At 35.7% G+C, this 19,494-nt stretch carries 17 protein-coding genes; 15 read left to right on the forward strand and 2 right to left on the reverse strand.

Features of this window, described 5'->3' with window-relative positions:
- The first annotated feature begins 265 nt into the window (after positions 1 to 265).
- The 11 genes from FEU33_RS03085 (at position 266) to FEU33_RS03135 (ending at position 9,379) form a co-directional block, all read left to right on the forward strand.
- A complete protein-coding gene (locus tag FEU33_RS03085; protein WP_186731300.1) occupies positions 266 to 931 on the forward strand; it encodes a copper amine oxidase N-terminal domain-containing protein in 666 nt (221 codons plus the stop codon).
- Positions 932 to 1,303: 372 nt separating this feature from the next.
- Positions 1,304 to 1,555 (forward strand): hypothetical protein, encoded by a 252-nt coding sequence (locus FEU33_RS03090; protein WP_146547964.1) that lies wholly within the window; start codon positions 1,304 to 1,306, stop codon positions 1,553 to 1,555.
- A gap of 2 nt (positions 1,556 to 1,557) precedes the next feature.
- Positions 1,558 to 2,475 carry an FAD:protein FMN transferase gene (locus FEU33_RS03095; protein ID WP_146547965.1) on the forward strand — a complete coding sequence of 306 codons (918 nt, stop codon included), beginning with the start codon at positions 1,558 to 1,560 and terminating at the stop codon, positions 2,473 to 2,475.
- A complete protein-coding gene (locus FEU33_RS03100; protein WP_243881249.1) occupies positions 2,468 to 2,998 on the forward strand; it encodes a ferric reductase-like transmembrane domain-containing protein in 531 nt (176 codons plus the stop codon). The genes FEU33_RS03095 and FEU33_RS03100 overlap by 8 nt, the downstream gene beginning before the upstream one ends.
- A gap of 261 nt (positions 2,999 to 3,259) precedes the next feature.
- On the forward strand, positions 3,260 to 3,958 hold the full coding sequence (locus tag FEU33_RS03105; RefSeq protein ID WP_146547966.1) for a response regulator transcription factor: 699 nt from the start codon (positions 3,260 to 3,262) through the stop codon (positions 3,956 to 3,958).
- Positions 3,959 to 3,962: 4 nt separating this feature from the next.
- Positions 3,963 to 5,321: a sensor histidine kinase gene (locus FEU33_RS03110; protein ID WP_146547967.1), complete on the forward strand. Its 1,359-nt coding sequence runs from the start codon at positions 3,963 to 3,965 to the stop codon at positions 5,319 to 5,321.
- A 99-nt stretch (positions 5,322 to 5,420) separates the two neighbouring features.
- Positions 5,421 to 6,128, forward strand: coding sequence for a polysaccharide deacetylase family protein (locus tag FEU33_RS03115; protein WP_244950970.1), 708 nt, complete (start codon positions 5,421 to 5,423; stop codon positions 6,126 to 6,128).
- On the forward strand, positions 6,125 to 6,724 hold the full coding sequence (locus tag FEU33_RS03120; protein ID WP_146547968.1) for a DedA family protein: 600 nt from the start codon (positions 6,125 to 6,127) through the stop codon (positions 6,722 to 6,724). The genes FEU33_RS03115 and FEU33_RS03120 overlap by 4 nt, the downstream gene beginning before the upstream one ends.
- Positions 6,725 to 7,107: 383 nt before the next feature.
- Complete coding sequence (locus FEU33_RS03125) at positions 7,108 to 8,283, forward strand: MGDG synthase family glycosyltransferase (protein ID WP_146547969.1); 1,176 nt, start codon at positions 7,108 to 7,110, stop codon at positions 8,281 to 8,283.
- Positions 8,284 to 8,296: 13 nt separating this feature from the next.
- Positions 8,297 to 8,860: a hypothetical protein gene (locus FEU33_RS03130; protein WP_146547970.1), complete on the forward strand. Its 564-nt coding sequence runs from the start codon at positions 8,297 to 8,299 to the stop codon at positions 8,858 to 8,860.
- 60 nt (positions 8,861 to 8,920) lie between these two features.
- Complete coding sequence (locus tag FEU33_RS03135) at positions 8,921 to 9,379, forward strand: DUF2231 domain-containing protein (protein ID WP_146547971.1); 459 nt, start codon at positions 8,921 to 8,923, stop codon at positions 9,377 to 9,379.
- 88 nt (positions 9,380 to 9,467) lie between these two features.
- Here the strand turns inward: FEU33_RS03135 and FEU33_RS03140 are convergent, their stop codons facing one another.
- Complete coding sequence (locus FEU33_RS03140) at positions 9,468 to 10,733, reverse strand: BaiN/RdsA family NAD(P)/FAD-dependent oxidoreductase (RefSeq protein WP_146547972.1); 1,266 nt, start codon at positions 10,731 to 10,733, stop codon at positions 9,468 to 9,470.
- Positions 10,734 to 11,051: 318 nt separating this feature from the next.
- Here FEU33_RS03140 and FEU33_RS03145 point away from each other — a divergent pair, with 318 nt between their 5' ends.
- Entirely contained in the window at positions 11,052 to 12,662 is a 1,611-nt protein-coding gene (locus tag FEU33_RS03145; protein WP_146547973.1) for a putative polysaccharide biosynthesis protein, read from the forward strand.
- Between the two features lie 9 nt (positions 12,663 to 12,671).
- Positions 12,672 to 13,397 carry a pseudouridine synthase gene (locus tag FEU33_RS03150; RefSeq protein WP_146547974.1) on the forward strand — a complete coding sequence of 242 codons (726 nt, stop codon included), beginning with the start codon at positions 12,672 to 12,674 and terminating at the stop codon, positions 13,395 to 13,397.
- 328 nt (positions 13,398 to 13,725) lie between these two features.
- Here the strand turns inward: FEU33_RS03150 and FEU33_RS03155 are convergent, their stop codons facing one another.
- A complete protein-coding gene (locus tag FEU33_RS03155; protein WP_119415054.1) occupies positions 13,726 to 13,947 on the reverse strand; it encodes a DeoR family transcriptional regulator in 222 nt (73 codons plus the stop codon).
- A gap of 328 nt (positions 13,948 to 14,275) precedes the next feature.
- Here FEU33_RS03155 and pepV point away from each other — a divergent pair, with 328 nt between their 5' ends.
- Both pepV and FEU33_RS03165 read left to right on the forward strand, forming a co-directional pair.
- Complete coding sequence (pepV, locus tag FEU33_RS03160) at positions 14,276 to 15,676, forward strand: dipeptidase PepV (RefSeq protein ID WP_146547975.1); 1,401 nt, start codon at positions 14,276 to 14,278, stop codon at positions 15,674 to 15,676.
- A gap of 1,483 nt (positions 15,677 to 17,159) precedes the next feature.
- Positions 17,160 to 19,475, forward strand: a complete 2,316-nt coding sequence (locus FEU33_RS03165) for a right-handed parallel beta-helix repeat-containing protein (RefSeq protein ID WP_146547976.1) — start codon at positions 17,160 to 17,162, stop codon at positions 19,473 to 19,475.
- Positions 19,476 to 19,494 lie beyond the last annotated feature (19 nt).

Here is a 19,494-nt window from a genome sequence, read left to right on the forward strand (position 1 = left end):
AATAAAGCTCTTTATGAAAGAAGAAAAAAATTGCGAAAAAACAAAGTAATAGAAGTAAATGTTTACCCTGCACCCTAAAAGGTAGAATGGAAATTCACCTTTTAGGGTGTTTTTTACTTTTGTAGCAAGTTCATTCATTTTGTTAGTGTGGCGTTCTTACAGGAAAGATCATTGATTTGTAAAAATATTTTTGAGTTTTTGATATTTCTTCAGATTCATTTCATAATGGGATCCTAAACTGTAGCTATAAAAGGAGATGATCAAGTTGAAGAAAAAAATTGTATTTTTCATTATTAGTTTGGTCACCACTTTATCTATTGGACAATATATCGTCCATGCAGATGATGATGACCACGAATATTATGAAAAGTATGAAAATCACGGTGAAAAAGAGGAACATCACAAGGATTATAATGGAGAGAATGACGAAAAATGGGATGATGATGAAGATGAAGAATATTATGAAGACGACGGCTACTATGAGGATGAAGAGAACGATAGTTTAGCCGAACAAGGAAAATGGAATCTTTGGACTCGTTCAATGGTACAAAATGATGGCGTATTACCATTCAATGATTCAAAAACGGTGAACTTTGCAATTGAAGGAAAAACTATCAAATGCTATGTAATACCGAAAAATGGAGATGTGTTTGTACCTGTACAAAAATTAACAGAAGCGCTAGGTGGTCAAGTGACATATTACAAGACATCCAAAATTATGGATGCAAAATTGAAGGATGAGCAGCTGATTTTTCGAGTGAATACAAATGTTGTATATGAAAATCTGACGAAAACGCCTATGACATCAAAAACATTTTTGTTCAATAAAGATGTTTATGTACCAGCAAGTGTCCTTTTAAATGCTTATGGCTATTCAGTCGATTGGCAAGAAGAGAAGCAACAATTTATCTGCCAGTCCCTTAATAAATAAGCCCTATTTTATCAGTGATCAAGGAAAATGTGGAAAAGAGAAATCAATCCACGGAAAGAGCGATTCAACCCATGGAAAAGAGGCTTCAATCCACGGAAAGAGCGATTCAACCCATGGAAAAGAGGCTTCAATCCACGGAGAGAGCGATCCAATCCATGGAAGAGAGGCTTCAATCCACGGAGAGAGCAATCCAATCCACGAAGAGGGACTCAATCCACGGAAAAGAAGACTCAATCCACGAAAAGGGAGCCAATCCACGGAAAAAAGGACTCAATCCACGGAGAAACCAGTTCAATCCACGGAAAGGAACTTCTCCACCAATAGCAAAATAGATAAAGTCAATAAATAAAATAGTGAGGAGAGATGTTAAACATGAAGGATACAAAAAAGGCAAAATGGCTTGTAGGAACATCTGCAGTTGTTTTATCCGGTTTGTTATTATCGCAACTGGATGATCAAGGAACTGCTGAAACAAAAACTACTTCTCAAAATCAGCTATCATCTATTGATCAATCAAAAATTGGTAAGAAAGAAAAAGAACTATTACAACTTGATTGGACGAATTTTGAAATGACCAATGCGACAACAGTAGAAAAAAATGATCGACAAACAAGAAGATCCTAGAGGTGAAAAAAGTGGAATCGATGACAATGCAAATAATGAATACTAACTTTTATATAGAAGTACCCTCAACTTCATATAACTGGAAGAAACAGGTTTCCAAATGGTTGCATTATGTTGCAAAAGAGTGGTCTCGATTTATCCCAAATAATGAGTTAGACCAAATCAATCAATTACCTATTGGTAAAACTTTAACCATCAATTCATCTCTATATGATTGCTTAAAAATGGCTAATGACTATTATAAGCAAACAGATGGATTATTTTCACCCTATTTAAAAAAACAAATAGAGCATCATGGTTATGATAAACCCTTTCCTTTTTATATAAATGACAAGCAAAAAGATGAACAAAATGTAGAGCTAAAGCAAAATGTAAAAAATCCTTTGTGTTTTTTGGCTAATCACCAAATTTATAAGACTTCGGATCAACCTATTGATCTTGGTGGTTTTGCAAAAGGCTATGCTGCTGAAACGGTTAAACAATGGTTACAATCACGAGGCTTCCGCTACGGAATCGTTGATGGTGGTGGCGATATGGCAATATGGTCAGATGGAGAAAAAGAATGGACGATTGGTATTGCTGATCCCTATGATCAAGAAGATATTGGACGCATTAAAATCCAAAATGGAGCGATTGCAACATCCAATAGTGTTTATAGAAGTTGGCGCTATCATCATGAAGTAAAGCATCATATTTTAAATGGACAAACTGGAGAAGTAGCGGCATCTCCTATCATTCAGGCAACAGTTGTGACAGATCGTTTATACCAAGCAGAAGTAGCGACCAAATTAAGTTTTTTAATGCCTGAGAATCAGTTACAGGAATGGTTGGACAAAAGGAAATGGCGTGTCGTACGTTTCCTTGTCTATCAAGATCATAAAACAAAATGGATAAAAACAGGTGGTGATCATCATGCTTAATACTTGGGAATGGATTCGACTTTGTGGCTTTGTTGCTTATTTTTACTTTACTGTTGCAGTGATTTTTGGACTTTTTCGAAAATCACCTACTATAAAAAAACAGAAAAACTTGTTGTTTCAATTGCATTTGAGTGCAGGATGGCTGGGGCTATTCGCATTGATCGCACATGCATTGTTGTTATTAATCGATCAGTACCAACCCTATCGTTTGATCGAAATCCTTATACCTTTTACGAGTACTTATCAAACGATACTATCAGCACTAGGAATATTCAGTTTCTATGTTTTCCTGTTGGTTTTAATAACATCAGACCTTTGGATAACGAAGATGAACCGGAAAATTTGGAAGTCTATTCATTTTCTTGTGCTACCGGCTTGGGTGATGTCTTTTGTTCATGGAGTATTCATCGGTACAGATAGTAGCAATCCGATTGTTCAGCTATTTTATATTGTTACAGGTTGCAGTATCGTCATTGCATGCTGCATCAGGATATACGGTCAAAATGCTAGAAAGATGGCTTAAATTAGGTCAAAATCCTATTCCACAAAATAATACTCCCGCTAGTTACTAAGAATCTGCTCAATCTCACTGTAGAAAGGGGCAGATTTTTATCTTGATTCAACAAATCTTTTTTGTACCGAAAGCGTAGCGACAGGTATAAAAGATGCTCACCTCTTTTTTTTTGAGAAATTCATGCAAAAAAATTAAAGTTCCATTAAAAAATGAAATTATACATAAAATAATGCTAAATTGAAATGGAGATGTAAATGAGGAGTGTATAGAATGGTTAAGCGAATTTTGGTGGTTGAGGATGAAATCCAAATCGCTAAAATATTGAAATTAGAATTAGAATATGAAGGCTATGAAGTAGTTGTTGCAAATAACGGTAAATTTGGTTTGAAAATAGCATTACAAGGTAAAATTGATCTAATGCTTTTAGATATTATGTTGCCAGAGATGAATGGTATTGAAGTGTTAAGAAGGGTCCGTCAAGAAAATGAACTGATGCCCATTATATTATTAACAGCACGTAACATGACAATGGATAAAGTAAGGGGACTCGATCTCGGTGCGAATGACTATATGACAAAACCATTTGAGATGGAAGAACTATTAGCGAGAGTGCGTTCATGTTTGCGTCAAAACGAAATCATCACAAATGTGACAAATCATGAGGAGGACTTATTATCCATTCGTGATTTATCGATCAATATGGAAACAAGAGAAGTGATCAGGGCAAATACATCCATTTCCTTAACCCCAAAGGAATTTGATTTACTTGTCTATTTGATTTCTCATAAAAACAAGATTGTCACAAGAGAAAATATTATCAAAGATGTTTGGGATTATGACTACGAAGGCGATACAAATGTTATCGATGTCTTTATCTGGCATTTAAGAAAGAAGATTGATGAAGGGTATACAAGCCCCACAATTATTCAGACAGTTAGAGGAGTGGGGTATATAGTAAAGGAGAATTAAATATATGAAAATTACTACTAAAATCAATTTAATTACAACAGCGTGGATTATTTGCGTATTGGTTGTTGTAAATATTGTTGTTTTTTACTCCTTTATGAATGTAACAGTTAACGTAGAAAAGAAAATAGTTCTTCAAAATGCAGATGCTATTTTAGAGGATATTAACAACGGAGATTCGAATGAAGTGATAAAAGAAAAGTTATTGAAGTATTTAACAAATGGATCTTTTATCAGAATCATTGATCACAAATCCAAAATTATTCATCAAGTAACAAATAATAAACAAATCGCTAATAAAATCAAAGGGAAATTTGTCACTCAAACAAAATCCAAAAGATATTTAATCAGATCGGCACAGGGGGAAGAGCAGATTCTTGTTGTCCGAATTCCCATCGAATCCAATGGGCAAGTAATCGAAACACTAGAAATTGGTGCAAGATTAGTGGGATTAGAATTGGGAAAGGATGTTTTACTTTCCATTCTTATTGGTTGTACTGTATTTGGTGCGATCATTTCTCTTTTAGGTGGAAAATGGCTGGCAAATATCCTTATTCATCCTGTATCTAATATGATTGATACGATGGAGGAAATTGAACAAAGTGGTGTAACGAAGCGAATGGTCGTTGATGGACAACCTAAAGATGAGTTGCAGAAAATGGCTGTAACTTTTAATCGAATGCTTGATCGCTTAGATGATAATATCGAAAGGCAACAGCAATTTCTTTCAGATGCTTCCCATGAGTTAAAGACACCTATTACTGTCATTAAAAGTTATATAGATTTTTTGCGAAGGCATGGTATTCAAAACGAAGCGGTGGCACTGGATGCGATAGAAGTTATTTATTCAGAAGCCACGAGAATACAAGTTATGACAGAAAAGTTTTTAGATTTAGCGAATACAGAATTAGAAAATATGGTGGAAAAAACAACCATTGATTTGGTAACATTAAGTGAGAGCATTGTTAAGCAGTTACACAGTGCCTATAAAAGAGAAATAACACTCCATTATGATGAAAGACCGATCTTGGCCGTAGCAGATGAACTAAAATTGAAGCAAGTGATCATTATCCTTTTGGACAATGCCATCAAATATAGTAAAGATCGTATTGATCTATATTTAGAAAATCGTGAAAATGATACCGTTATTCGAGTAAAAGACTATGGTATAGGAATACCTGTCCGTGAGATGGAAAACATATTTGAACGTTTTTATCGGATAGATAAGGCAAGGAGTAGAGAAACCGGTGGAACAGGGCTTGGCTTAGCTATCGCTAAAAATATTATGAAACAGCATGATGGAGAGATTAAAGTAGAAAGTACGGAAGGAGAAGGGACAGAAGTAGCATTATTTTTGCCAAAATAAACTTTCATGCGTGATTGCTTTCAACTATACATGAAAGATTAGTTTGCACAGAAAAATGTTCGATTTACACAATATAAATTGAAAAGGGTTGTTTGAAAAGTGTCATATGTATTGATAGGAATCGCTCTTGTTATCATACTGTTCCTTTGCTATGGGGCAGTACCGACAGTGCTGATTCGAGTATTTGAATGGGGAATTGTCAAAAGAATCCATACGAAAGAAATGGCTTTAACTTTTGATGATGGACCCAATCCCAAATACACGCCACAGTTATTGGATTTATTGAAAAAATATCATATAAAAGCTACTTTTTTCGTTGTAGGTAGTAATGTAAAAAAATATCCTGAAATCATTAAACGTATGGCTGATGAAGGTCATACAATCGGCATTCATAGTTTTGATCATATATCTAGCTGGATCTTGTCGCCATCTCAATTAAAAAAACAATTAGAAATGACAGAAAAGGCAATAACAGAGTGTACGGGTGAAAAAGTTTCATTTTACAGACCTCCATGGGGACATTTTAATCTTTTCACATTATGGGTCAGTAAAAAATATACCAAAATAATGTGGACCTCTATTTTTGGCGATTGGAAGGCAGCAAAAGCAAAAAATGGACTTTTGGAGGAACTACAGGTATATGCAAAAGAGGGAGCCATTTTTGTACTCCATGACAATGGTGATACTTTAGGGGCAGAGGAAGAAGCACCAGGATATATGATCCGGAATTTGGAGATTTTTCTTGAAGAAAGTAAACAGAGAAATATTCATTTTATTACATTAAAAGAGTTAGAGAGGGATTTATGAGTATAGACGCAATTACAGAATATATAAATTCATACGGCTATATTATTTTATTTATCTGCTTGTTTTTTGGAATTGTTGGGATTCCAGCTCCTGAAGAGTCTTTATTGTTTTTAACAGGGATCTTAGTCAGCCATCATCATCTTTCTATGGGGGAGTCCCTCATCTATTCAGAGCTTGGAGCCTTTTTAGGGATGCTGACAGCCTATTTTTTGGGAAAATATTTAGGAAAACCTTTCGTCAATCGATACGGTCATTACTTTGGATTGACAAGCGAAAAATGGAAAACGATAGAGAAAAGATATAGAGGAAATGCTCATAAAGCGATAATATTTGGTTATTACTTGCCAGGAATACGTCAGATTAGTCCTTATTTTGCAGGAATTGCTCATATTTCGTTTCGTTATTTTTTCTGTTTTTCCCTAATAGGAAGTATTATTTGGACGATTCCGCTCATTTTGGCAGGCTATTATACAGCAAAAGTGATCTACATCAATCCTAAATATGTTCCTTATTTTGGAGTAGTCTTGTTCGTTTTGTTTTTAATACAACTTTTATGGAAGAAAATGTTGCCAAAAAATAAACGAAATTTGAAATAAAAAACGTAGGAATGCGAACCTTTCTTACCATTCTTACGTTTTTTAATTAGACCCTATTTCATTTTTTTAGCGGCACTTGAAATTGAAGGAAAAATTTGTTTTAAAAATGGGTGAAGACCTTGAAATAAACATCCGATGCTAGCTTTTCTTTTCTACCATTACCATGACAGCTTCCATTTGTAGCGGAGCTTATTATTGAATGATTATAAAGACAACCTGAAAATTAAATTAAAAATACATTAAAACTACAAGGTATTGAAAAAACTGTGATATTGTCAAATTGTTAAATACAAAGCCGATCACATCAGGCGTGTTGATTAGGAAAAAATGAAATAAATATTCGAGCATAAACAAAATATTGATTGTAAAAGGAGTTCTTAAAAGTGAAAAAGATTCTATTCTTACCACTCTTACAAATGCAATCAGGGCATCATCAAGTTGCAGACGCACTAATGGACATGTTAAAAATTCAAAATGCAGATATCGTACTAAAGAAAATAGATATTATGAGCTATTCTAATCAAACATTAGAAAAAATAATTTCTACTAATTATTTAAAATGGATCAAGCTAGCTCCTGAATCTTATGATTTTGTATATAAAAAGCGATTCTATTCTTCCAATCCATCAAAAGGCTTAAGTAGGTTTTATGAGAAATTTTTCGTAAAGAAAATGCATAGCTTAATGACAGAAGAAAAGCCTGATGTGATCGTTTGTACACATGGTTTTCCATCTTATCTTATAAGCAAACTAAAAGCGATGGGAAAATGTGATATTCCTGTCATCAACGCGTACACAGACTTTTTTGTTAATAATGTCTGGGCCAAGGAGGGCATAGATCTTCACTTTGTCCCAAGTCGTGAAGTAAAAGAAAATTTAATCGCTATGTATGATGTTCCGAGTGAAAAAATAATTGTGACGGGAATCCCTGTCCATAAAAATATTATGAAAGTCACTCATCGAGATATTCATACAGAAAAACCTAAAATATTGATTGCTGGAGGAAATAGTGGTTTAGGTGGAATATTGAAGCTATCTGCTGAGTTGAAAAAAATAAAACAATTCCAATTCATCGTGCTCTGTGGCAATAACAAAAAGCTTTATGATGAAATAACCTCTTGGCAAATAGAAAATATCAAGCCATTGCCTTATATTTCATCACGAGAAAAAATGAATGAACTTTACGATGCGGTAGATGCAATTATGACAAAGCCAGGTGGTGTGACCATCAGTGAAGCTTTAAGAAAAAGACTGCCAATTTTCGTCCATTCATATCTTCCAGGGCAAGAAAAGATCAATTTAACTTATTTAAAAGAACATCAATTGGTATTTGAAATGGATCAAACTATTCCACTAGAAATCCAATTGAAGACCATATTAAAAAATACTGAAAAAATGAAACAGTGGGAACAAGCTATTGACGTTTTTCAGCAAGAAATAGAAATGGATACACCCAATCAGCTAGTGGATGTTATGAATTGGATACTAGATAAAAAAACAAATCGTATGCCATTACAGGATAGAACACCATCTATTCATTTACGAGTAGCTAGGGTATAGGAGCGGATTGGTAATGGAAATAACAAAAGCATTTATAAGGGAAACAGAAATACCTATTCAAAAAGGGATATTAAGATTAGTCGAATATGAAGATGAGCTTACAGTGGATGATGATGAAACGACTGTAGAGGTAGAACTAAATGTCCATCCTACTGTAGCTAGTTTTATTGATTCTGTCGTGGACTATGGAGAAGAGCGGGTCGTTTTAATCGCTAAGAACGGCGATAGAGTAACAGGCCTATTTGATATTCATGTAGGAAAGGCAGGTGTGTTACTGCTAGGAGATCCAAGCTTTGTAAAGGGAGTCAGTCATATAGCAGCTATCCCATATGAAAAAAGGTCTTTTCAATTAGAAAAAGGTCAAGGAATCCCTTTGAATAGAGAATTACAGGAAAACCCACAATTGAAATTCATCCATTTTTTGGACAGATTCGCTAAAAGTGATCTTCAAGATCATGAAAACCAACAATTCATTTTCAAATTGAAGGATAAACTCCAAAAAGGGGAAAAATTAAATGCTTTTGATCGGTATTTAAAAAGAGAAATTTACAATTATATAATGGAAGCATTTGCTTAAAATTTCAGTCTCCTTTCAGTTTTTATCAGTATGATAAGAAAAGAAAGGAGATTGATTTATATGCCATTACATCCATCCATTGTTCATTTTCCGATTGCTTTATTGGTATTAGGAGCTGTCATTGAGATTGTCAATTGTTTTGTGAAAAAAGACACACTCAACAGATTTGGCACTTTATTAATCGTTATTGGGGTAATTTCAGGATTCGTTGCACTTTTAACAGGTGAAGGAGCAGAAAAATTTGCCTTTCAAAATTGGGGTCACAGTTTACACGATCAGGTAGAAATGCATGCTTTCTTTGCAGATGTTTCAATAATCCTATTCAGTATCGTAGCTGTTATTAAATTAGTTTTTAAACATACTTTATTCAAATGGAGACCCAAGCGAATAAAAGACGGACTCGTTTCAATCATTATTGTCATTCTTTGTGTAGCTGGTATTGCCTCCTTAGCTACTACTGGTCACTTAGGTGGTAAAATTGTATACGAACATGACACGACAGAATCTGCTCATTCCTAAAATTAGAATGAGCAGATTTTTACAGCCTAGTTGAAAAGTATTTTATGGAATTGGTTAGATCAATCGGATAAGCCTTTTTCGTAAAATATCACTTTGCGTCAACATATTGTGCTGCACTCATTCCGGCGATTCTTCCTGTAACGAGTGCAGACGTAATGTTGTAGCCCCCAGTATAACCATGGATATCTAAAATCTCCCCACAGAAATATAGACCTGCTTTCTTTTTAGAAGCCATTGTTTTAGGTTCGATTTCTTTGATCGATACACCGCCTCCCGTAACAAATGCTTTTTCAAGTGGTTGGGTGCCATTAACGGTCATTTCAAACCCAACAAGATCATTTGCAAGCAGGCGCGCTTGATCGGCTGAAAGATCTGCACCAGTGAGCGATTCTGCTATATCACAGTTAGTCATTAAAAAAAGTAACCAACGTTCTGGAACAAGTCCTTTCCAGACGTTTTTTAATGTTTTTTTAGGCTCCGCTTTTGCTAATTTGAAAATAAGCTGAAAAGCAGATTCAGCATTATGTTCAGTTAATGCTTGAATACGAAGGGTTACTGGATTTTCATCGTTTTTCTTCATCTCTTTGACAACAAATTGGCTACAACGCAAAATAGCTGGACCACTTAAACCAAAATGTGTAAAAAGCATGTCCATTTGATGAGTAATGATGATTTTCCCCTTTTTATTTAATACTGAAACTTTTGCATTTCTAAGTGCTAAACCCTGCAACTCTTTGGTGCGAATAAACGTCTCATTGGAAAGTAGAGGGACTTCGGTCGGAAACAGCTCCGTAATAGTATGACCGGCTTTTTCTGCCCAAGGGTAACCATCACCTGTAGACCCTGTCTTAGGAACAGCTTTTCCGCCTACAGCAACTACGACAGCCTTTGTTTTGATTTCGTTTCCATCCTTTAAGCGGACACCTAAAACTTTGTCATCGTCCATTAATAGTTTTGCGACAGGCGTATTTTGACGAATTTCTACTTTTAAACGATTGAGCTCGCGCAGCATTGCGTCCACAACATCTTGGGCACGATTGGAAACAGGGAACATTCGACCATGGTCTTCTTCTTTTAATGCGACGCCATGATCTTCAAAAAAAGCTATAATATCTTCATTGTTGTAAACAGTAAATGGACTATATAAAAAGCGGCCATTTCCTGGGATATGTTTAATGATTTCATCAGTTGATAGTCGATTGGTGACATTGCACCTGCCACCACCAGAGATGGCTAATTTGTGTCCCAGTTTTTGCCCCTTTTCGAGAAGAAGGACTTTCTTTTTCTCTATACCAGCAGCAATAGCCGCCATTAGACCGGATGGACCTCCACCGATCACGATTACATCATACATGCTATAGAAACTCACTTTCTTTTTTGAATTGATTTTTGTCATATAATAATATCGATTTTTGCCCATAGTGAGGGTAGCGGTGGTTCTTGCAGAAAATGGGCAAGAAGCAACCTTATGTGCGTAACGAATAAAAAGATTGGAGAAATGTTCGTATATTTTTATCTGAATTCTGCATTATGAAATGGATTCTATCAAAAGTATTTTTAAAAAGAATCTTAATTAATTATACACGAAGTGCAGAAACTATTTGAGTAATTGTATGACGAGTTGTAAACTAAAATTTAGGTTTATGAGATTTGGATAGATTGGAAGGGTATTATGTCATCTTTAATGAAGGGCACTGCCATACTAACGGTTGGCATGTTTTTATCAAAGGTACTTGGCCTCGTTTACATATTCCCGTTTTACGCCATCATTGGGCAAAAAAACGTGGCATTGTATTCGTACGCCTATGTTCCATATACAATTATGCTATCGGTAGCGATTTCGGGTGCTCCGATTGCTGTATCGAAGTTTGTAGCAAAATATAACAGTCTTGGTGATTATGAGTCAGGAAGAAAGCTTGTAAAATCAGGTTTAATGATTATGACACTTACTGGCTTTTTATCATTTTTGGCACTGTTTCTTTTAGCAGATCCAATTGCTCATTTGGTCATTAAAGATGAAGAACAGGTTTTTACGGTATCACAGATCGCGGGCGTTATTCGATGGGTTAGCTTTGCTTTAATCGTCGTGCCGTTTATGAGCTTAGTTCGTGGGTTTTTCCAAGGTTATGATCATATGGAGCCAACAGCAATTTCTCAACTGGTAGAGCAAATTGTCCGTATTATCGTTCTATTGACCGGTTCGTACCTTGTGATGCGTGTTTTTGATGGGAAGGCGCAAACAGCCGTTTCATTTGCTGTATTTTCGGCATTTATCGGTGCCGTAGCTGGTTTGATCGCACTTTGGTATTATTGGCGAAAGTTAAAGCCAGAGTTTGATCTAAAGTTACAATATAGTGTATCGTCAGGACAGCTATCCTATAAAAGTATTTATAGAGAGGTCATCACATATTCCATTCCTTATGTGTTTGTGGGGATCGCCAATCCGCTATTCCAATTAGTTGACATGCTAACGTTTAATACGGCTATGACGAATATCGGCTTAGCTAAAGTATCGGATGATTATCTTGGTATGTTAAATTTTACAACACAAAAAATTGTCATTATCCCGGTGATGCTTGCAACCGGTTTTTCTATGGCACTTGTACCAACTATTACTAATTACTATACTAAAAACCAACATAGTGCATTGATCAATGCAATGGATAAGACATATCAGGTTTTATTATTTATAACATTGCCAGCAGTCATAGGGATTTCTTTATTATCTACAGATATCTATCATTTACTTTATTCAGAAAGTGCAATGGGCTCTAGTGTCCTTGCTTTCTACGCGCCTGTAGCGATTCTTTTTGCTTTCTTCCAAGTAACAGCTGCTCTATTACAAGGAATCGATTATCAAAAATGGATTGTTTTTAGTTTGTTGACAGGGATCTTGGTGAAATTAGCCATTAATATTCCTTTGATCGAAACATTTGAAACAAAAGGTGCCATTATAGCGACAGCAATTGGCTATCTGATTTCGATTACGATCAATATGCTTGTTTTGAAAAAGGCACTAAATTATAAATCCAGATTGGTCATAAGACGTTCAATTCTAATTATGGCATTAACAGTTATTATGGCGGCATTTGTTATTGTGGCGCATAAAGTATTAGTTATTCTGTTCGGCGTTGCGCATACTAAGATGCTGGCACTAATGTATCTAGTCGTATGCATTAGTATCGCTGTAGCTGTATACGCCTTCTTATCATTCCGAATTGGACTCGCACAAAAATTGTTAGGTGAGAAAATAACTAAAATTGTTGGTAAGTTTGGTCTGTAGGAGGGAACAATGCGGTTAGATAAATTATTATCCAATATGGGATATGGTTCGCGTAAAGAAGTAAAAAAATTGTTGAAAATGAAAGCTGTGTCTGTAGACGGAGCAGTTGTAAAAGATGTATCACTCCATGTCGATCCAAAAGAACAAAATGTCACAGTTCTTGGTGAGAGGGTATTCTATCAAGAATTTATCTACTTAATGATGAACAAACCAGCAGGCGTTATTTCTGCTACAGAAGATTTGTACGATCAAACAGTGATTGATCTACTGAATCCGTTTCATGCACATTTCAAGCCGTTCCCAGTAGGGCGATTAGATAAAGATACAGAGGGCTTGTTACTCATCACCAACGATGGGGGATTAGCACATAACTTACTGTCACCCAAAAAACATGTTCCAAAAGTCTATTATGCAAAAATTGAGGGCAGAGTGATGGAAGAAGATGTAGAATTATTTCAGCACGGTGTCATTTTAGATGATGGCTACCATACGAAGCCGGGGAAATTAAAGATATTAAATGCTGGTGCGATTTCTGAAATCGAGTTGGAAATCTCAGAAGGAAAGTTTCATCAAGTGAAAAGAATGTTTGAAGCGGTTGACAAAAAGGTTATCTATTTAAAACGTTTATCAATGGGAAGTCTACAATTGGACGAGCATTTAAAACTTGGGCAGTATCGAGAATTATCAGCGGAGGAGATTGAAAAAATTCAATCATGTCCGCCAGTTCAAGGGTAAGGGAATCTAACCATCTTTATAAAGTGAAATTTCACACAGCAGGTTTCTTCAACCTCCGCTGCGTTAGCTGGATTCATCGGGTTATGCGGGCAAGATTTCACACTCATCCATTGTATTTTATAGGTGTCTTGTCTTGAAGCAGGAGCATGCATACAATTTGTTCATGCGGGATAAAATACAAAAAGAATGACCAAGCGACGCAGCATGGTCATTCTTTTTTAAATTTCAATAATTAGCATAGTAACATGTTAGACGAATTTGCCACCAGCATATGGCGAGTTGACCGTCCATTCAACGAAAAGCGTGAGATCCAACTCGTTGAATCTTTCTAAGATGTCATTTTCACTTTCTTACGCGTCGTTGTCCATTTGCCACGACTTGGACTTTCTACCAAATCGTTAAAGGCTAACACATTCAAATCTCTTTGAATGGTGCGAGGAGTGATGCCGAATTCATCGACTAAATCTTGTGTAGTCACAGTACCTTTACTATGGATGTACATATACACATCTTTTATTCGATTGAGCATCCGATCAGTGGTTGGTTTCATTGGTGAACCACTCCTTCATCTTATTTCTCAAGACTAGCGGACGAAAATAATTGTGAGGTATTCAGGCTCCTAATTTAGTTTGCCTTAGACATCCCCTTTTCAATTTTAATTGTCAGACTTTATTATCTGACAATTCCATTATAGCGAATGTATTTTCAGTTTTCCATACTTTTGTTTGATTTTTCATGATTGTAATATTTGGTTTCCTTTTAAATACGAATGATATATCTATGCTAAACACTTAACGTACGCCTTTTTGCTATTCCTATGTGAAAAATAGAAAAGGGTGTAAAATAATCATGAGGTTATTTGTAAGGAGGAAATATGAATGGATTGGATGAAACAAGCCCAACGACGCCAAGATGAATTAATCGGCAACTTGAAAGAATTAGTACAAATTAACAGTGTGCTAGATGAAAGCACTGCGTCTTCTGATGCACCTTTTGGTGAAGGACCAAAAAAAGCTTTAGATTGGATGCTTCAGCAAGGTAAAGAACAAGGGCTAAAAACGAAGTTAATCGATAATATAGTGGGTTATATTGAAATGGGAGAAGGAGAAGAACTAGTCGGTATCCTTTGCCATGTGGATGTGGTTCCTGCTGGAAGTGATTGGATACATCCTCCATTTGGTGCTGTCATTGAAGATGGCAAATTATTCGGTCGCGGTTCTATTGACGACAAAGGTCCAACAATGGCTGCATGGTTAGCTATGAAGATGGTTAAAGATGCTGGCATAAAATTAGACCGTAGAGTCCGCATGATTATTGGATCTGATGAAGAAAGTGGTTTCCGCTGCGTCAAACGTTATGTGGAAAAAGAAGAAATGCCAACATTAGGTTTTGCACCAGATGCAGATTTCCCAATCATTAATGCAGAAAAGGGAATCGCTGAACTTTCATTCCATCAGCAAGCAAGATCACAAGAAAACGAACAATTGGTTTCATTCCATGCAGGTCATCGTATCAACATGGTGCCAGATTTTGCGGAAGCGATCGTTCGTCATGTACCAGAAGAATTTGAAGTAACTTTTAATAGCTATTTAAAAATTAGTGAATTAGAAGGGACAATCGAAAAAAACACAGATGGTTTTAAATTATCTATAAAAGGACGTTCTGCTCATGCAATGGAGCCAAATGCTGGCATCAATGCTGCTGTCAAACTAGCTCAGTATTTGAATACCGTATTCACAACTCCACAATCAAAAGAATTTACTCAATTTTTAGTGACTGGTTTTGCAAACGAAAGTCGTGGTCACGCATTAGGATTAGCGTTTACAGATGAAATTTCAGGAGACACGACATTAAATGCCGGTGTTGTTTCATTTGAAGAAGGTAAAGGCGGCCAAATCGATGTAAGTATGAGATATTCTGTTTCGTATCCATACGAAGAAAAAATCACTGCTGCAAGCACCATTGTAGCTAAGCTTGGTTTTGCACTTGACGTTGTAGATGATTCTAAACCACATTATGTGGATCCACAAGAAGAACTAATCCAAAAACTTTCAAAAGTATATGAACGCAATACAGGAGAAAAAGCAGAGTTGCTATCTATTGGCGGCGGTACTTATGCTCGTGAATTAAAAACTGGTGTAGCATTCGGCATGCTATTCCCAGGCGAACCTGATTTAGCTCACCAAGCAGACGAATATGTAGTCATCGAAAATTTAGTAAAAGGTGCAGCGATTTATGCGGATGCTATTGTTGAATTAGGCACAAAAAATAGCAAATAGTCTTCTAAAAATGTAAAGGAATTGTTAATATAGTATTAAAAGCCCTCATGAATTTAAAAATGAGGGCTTTTTAGGCTATACCCTAAAGGTCTGGAAGATTGGAACTTTCACATCATATAGCCAAAAACATAGGGACATCCTTATCCGTCTGTAGTGAAATATGCAAGTTTGGATGTTGAGTTGGTATTATTTTTTAACAGGCGTGTTGATTAGGCAGAAATTAGGAAATATTTTTGATATAATTCTTAAAAAAACATGTATTTTTCGTTTCATTTATGTAGATTGGAGCTACGGCTTGCTCGACTCCTCGAAAATGCAAGCATTTCCTTCGTGCGGTGTGATTCGAGGAAGAAAATTCAACGTCCCGCGGGAAAAGCGAGACAGTTGAGACCCTGCAGCGAAGCGATTAAGGAACGGAGTCTAAGGGCGCCACGTCCTGTGGCAACGACTCCGTGACCAACATCCTGTTGCCCCCAGCGCTCGCCCGCAGGAAAGCGAGCAAGCCGTAGCGAAAATCAACGAATTCTCCCTATCTTCATGGAGAAAATTGGATAATCAACACGCCTGATTTTTTAAATGTTCGTATTTCAAAGTTAAAATAATTTAGATTCAATTTATCAATATTTTACATAAGTTAGTTCTTTATTTATATGTATAATGATTGATCTTTAAGCCTGATCGATGGAAAAGAAATTTTTGCCACGTTGGATTTTGATAAGTGACCGAATAACAATGTCCCAATGGCAAATAATACGTTTAAATCATTAGACAGCGCAATAAGAAATCATCAAAATCTGGATGAAAACTTGCATAATGTAGTGATTTTTCGAAATAATACTACACGCGTGTTGATTTGACAAAAATTAGTGGTGTCTGTCTGACATAGTTTTTGAAAAACTCTGTATTTTCAAGACCATTTATATAGATTGGAGCGGAGGCTTGCTCGAGTCCTCGAAAATGCAAGCATTTCCTTCGTGCGGTGTGATTCGAGGAAGAAAATTCAACGTCCCGCGGGAAAAGCGAATAGTTGAGACCCCGCAGCGTAGCGATTAAGGAACGGAGTCTAAGGGCGCCACGTCCTGTGGCAACGACTCCGTGACCAACATCCTGTTGCCCCCAGCATTCGCCCGCAGGAAAGCGAGCAAGCCGTAGCGGAAATCAACAAATTCCCCTATTTTCATGGATTAAATTGGATAATCAACATGCCTGATAATACTATTCAAAATATGCGGCTTTACTGTTATTTCAAATGGCCAATTCAATATAAGGCGTGATGAAGATAATGGCTCATATTAACTTAACCAGAGCTTATCCCACATAAATGAGCGGTAAGATCGCACTTTGAAAAATTTTACTTTGTTTATAATAATACACACATGCAGCACAAAGGGTAGGAAAAGAACTGTACGATAATTTTTTAGGATGTGCAGTAACGGTAGAAACATGTTCAAAATAATTTTAACGAGGAAGGAGTGACTTAGCAGTGAAGAACATAGGTAAGATATCCATCTACATAATAGCCCTAAGTATTTTGTTTAGTATTTTATATTTAAAAAATGATGTCTTAACTGCTTCTGCAAATCAGTGGACCTATACGATTTCTCCCAGCACAACACCATTAAATAAAAAGATGAAAAAGTATAAAACTTATTCATCCCAAACCCAAAATTATTATACGATAAGATCTTATCTTGAAAAGCTGGAAGTGAATGGTGGAGGAAAGTTAATACTAAAAAAAGGAAATTATAAGATTACAAACACATTATATGTACCTTCAAACATAACAATACAATTAAATGATGGCGTAAAGCTAGAAAAAAGCATGGAAACAGGTAATTCATTAAAAGCTTCAAAGTCCATGTTTCAACTTGTAGCACCCAATATTAAAAAGAATGGAGATCTGAATGATGGCTATTCGGGGTCAAAAAATATTAAGATTATAAGTAAAGGGAAGGCAACTATTGACTTAAAAAATAATAAAAATGTAAACGGTATTATTACAGGGCATAATCAAAACTTGACCATTAAAAATATACAATTCAAAAACGCTAATAATGGATATTTCATCCAATTGGTAGCTACTCAAAATGCCAAAATTCAAAATAACACATTTACAAATGAAAATTCTACATCCAAACCCTCTATTAGCATTGAAGCAGCTGACTTTTCGTATGGCACATACAAAGTTGATTGGAGTATGTATGATGAAACCCCTAATTCACAGATCGTCATCGAAAAAAATAAATTCGATCAAGTTTTCGAAGCCATTAGTTCCAATCAATTTACTGGCGATATTTTTCATTCAAAAGTAAAAATTTTGGACAATACGATCAAAAATACGACGTCATATGCGATTGTAGCTAAAAATTGGAAGTTGCCTACAATCGAGAATAATAAGATTCAATCTGTAAATGGAGACTATGGGATCTTTGTGAAGGGGACTTATAAACCGATTATTCAACATAACCAATTTGTAAAAATGAACATAGCAGTCATGTTAGCTGCGCAAACTGGATTAAACGAAGCAGCAAATTCCAATACAGTTACGCTAGGAACAAAAAAAGCACTTGCATCAAATGAAGGAAAAGACTTACGAGAATATTTTATGCATATCGAGCATGATTCGGCAGAACCTGTTGAGAAAATTGAAATCACGGATATGAATGATTTAGGAAAAAAAGAGTATAAGGTGACTCCAGAATCATCTCCACTTAATAAAGAATTCCTTTTACGGGCGTCATATACTCCGCAAACCAAGCAATATTATGCTTTGCGCTCTTATATGGAACAACTTGAAAAACAGGGTGGAGGCAAACTTATTTTTACAAAGGGCGTATATACCGTATCAAATGTTCTATATGTACCATCGAACGTATCACTTGTATTTGAAGATGGTACAGAGATTCAAAAAGGCGATGATACGGGAACAACCGTTATAAACCCATCTAGCTCTATTTTTCAATTGATCCGACCATCTTTATCCAAAAAGGAGCGAGTCGTAAGTGGTCATGGTGGTGAAAAAAATATAAGTTTTGTGGGCAAAGGGAAAGTTGTTTTCAATTTGAATTATAAGCTAAGCAGTTTTGCCATTATTATGGGACATAACAAAAATGTTCATATATCGAATATAGAATTTCGTAATATGAACGCTGGGCATTTTATTGAAATAGATGCATCAGAGGATGTGACGATTGAAAATAATAAATTTATCGACTCTCAACCTTCTGATCGAAACATTAAAGAAGCGATTAATGTTGATACGCCAGATAAAACCACTTTAGGATGGAGTTCAAAATGGAGTAATTTTGACTGTACGGCTAACAATCGTTTGAATATCATTAATAATGAATTTCGAAATTTAGATCGAGCGGTCGGAACTCACAAATATTCTGGTGGGCATCTTCATACAAATGTTATAATCCGCGGCAATACGATTGATACGATGCGAAATGATGCGATACGAGTGATGAACTGGAAAACACCGATTATCGAAAATAATGCTATTCGAAATGTTGCGATTAATAATCCTAAAAAAAGAGGGATTTTATCAAGTGGTGCTATTCATCCGAAGATCCGAAATAACACATTTACAAATGTAGGACGAGCAGTTCAATTCATTGCATGGAAAAATAGTGGACCGGGAGAACAATACGATGAGATCAAAGACGTCTTATCCAATGAAGAAAAGGATTTATTGAAAACAAATCAACTTTTCAATACAACGGAAAGTTTTATACGAATTTCTTCAGTTTACTTACAATACCGTGAACCTGAAAAAATAACATTAAAGCCGTTTTAGGGAAAGACATGTTGAAATA

The sequence above is a fragment of the Rummeliibacillus suwonensis genome, from assembly GCF_007896435.1.
GTDB lineage: Bacteria > Bacillota > Bacilli > Bacillales_A > Planococcaceae > Rummeliibacillus > Rummeliibacillus suwonensis.

What these genes read in the sequence shown, in the direction of transcription:
- FEU33_RS03090 (WP_146547964.1), top strand. Translation starts at nt 1,304, where the DNA reads ATGAAGGATACAAAAAAGGCAAAATGGCTTGTAGGAACATCTGCAGTT.
- FEU33_RS03100 (WP_243881249.1), top strand. Translation starts at nt 2,468, where the DNA reads ATGCTTAATACTTGGGAATGGATTCGACTTTGTGGCTTTGTTGCTTAT.
- FEU33_RS03105 (WP_146547966.1), top strand. Translation starts at nt 3,260, where the DNA reads ATGGTTAAGCGAATTTTGGTGGTTGAGGATGAAATCCAAATCGCTAAA.
- FEU33_RS03110 (WP_146547967.1), top strand. Translation starts at nt 3,963, where the DNA reads ATGAAAATTACTACTAAAATCAATTTAATTACAACAGCGTGGATTATT.
- FEU33_RS03120 (WP_146547968.1), top strand. Translation starts at nt 6,125, where the DNA reads ATGAGTATAGACGCAATTACAGAATATATAAATTCATACGGCTATATT.
- FEU33_RS03130 (WP_146547970.1), top strand. Translation starts at nt 8,297, where the DNA reads ATGGAAATAACAAAAGCATTTATAAGGGAAACAGAAATACCTATTCAA.
- FEU33_RS03135 (WP_146547971.1), top strand. Translation starts at nt 8,921, where the DNA reads ATGCCATTACATCCATCCATTGTTCATTTTCCGATTGCTTTATTGGTA.
- FEU33_RS03140 (WP_146547972.1), bottom strand. Translation starts at nt 10,733, where the DNA reads ATGTATGATGTAATCGTGATCGGTGGAGGTCCATCCGGTCTAATGGCG.
- FEU33_RS03145 (WP_146547973.1), top strand. Translation starts at nt 11,052, where the DNA reads ATGTCATCTTTAATGAAGGGCACTGCCATACTAACGGTTGGCATGTTT.
- FEU33_RS03150 (WP_146547974.1), top strand. Translation starts at nt 12,672, where the DNA reads ATGCGGTTAGATAAATTATTATCCAATATGGGATATGGTTCGCGTAAA.
- FEU33_RS03155 (WP_119415054.1), bottom strand. Translation starts at nt 13,947, where the DNA reads ATGAAACCAACCACTGATCGGATGCTCAATCGAATAAAAGATGTGTAT.
- pepV (WP_146547975.1), top strand. Translation starts at nt 14,276, where the DNA reads ATGGATTGGATGAAACAAGCCCAACGACGCCAAGATGAATTAATCGGC.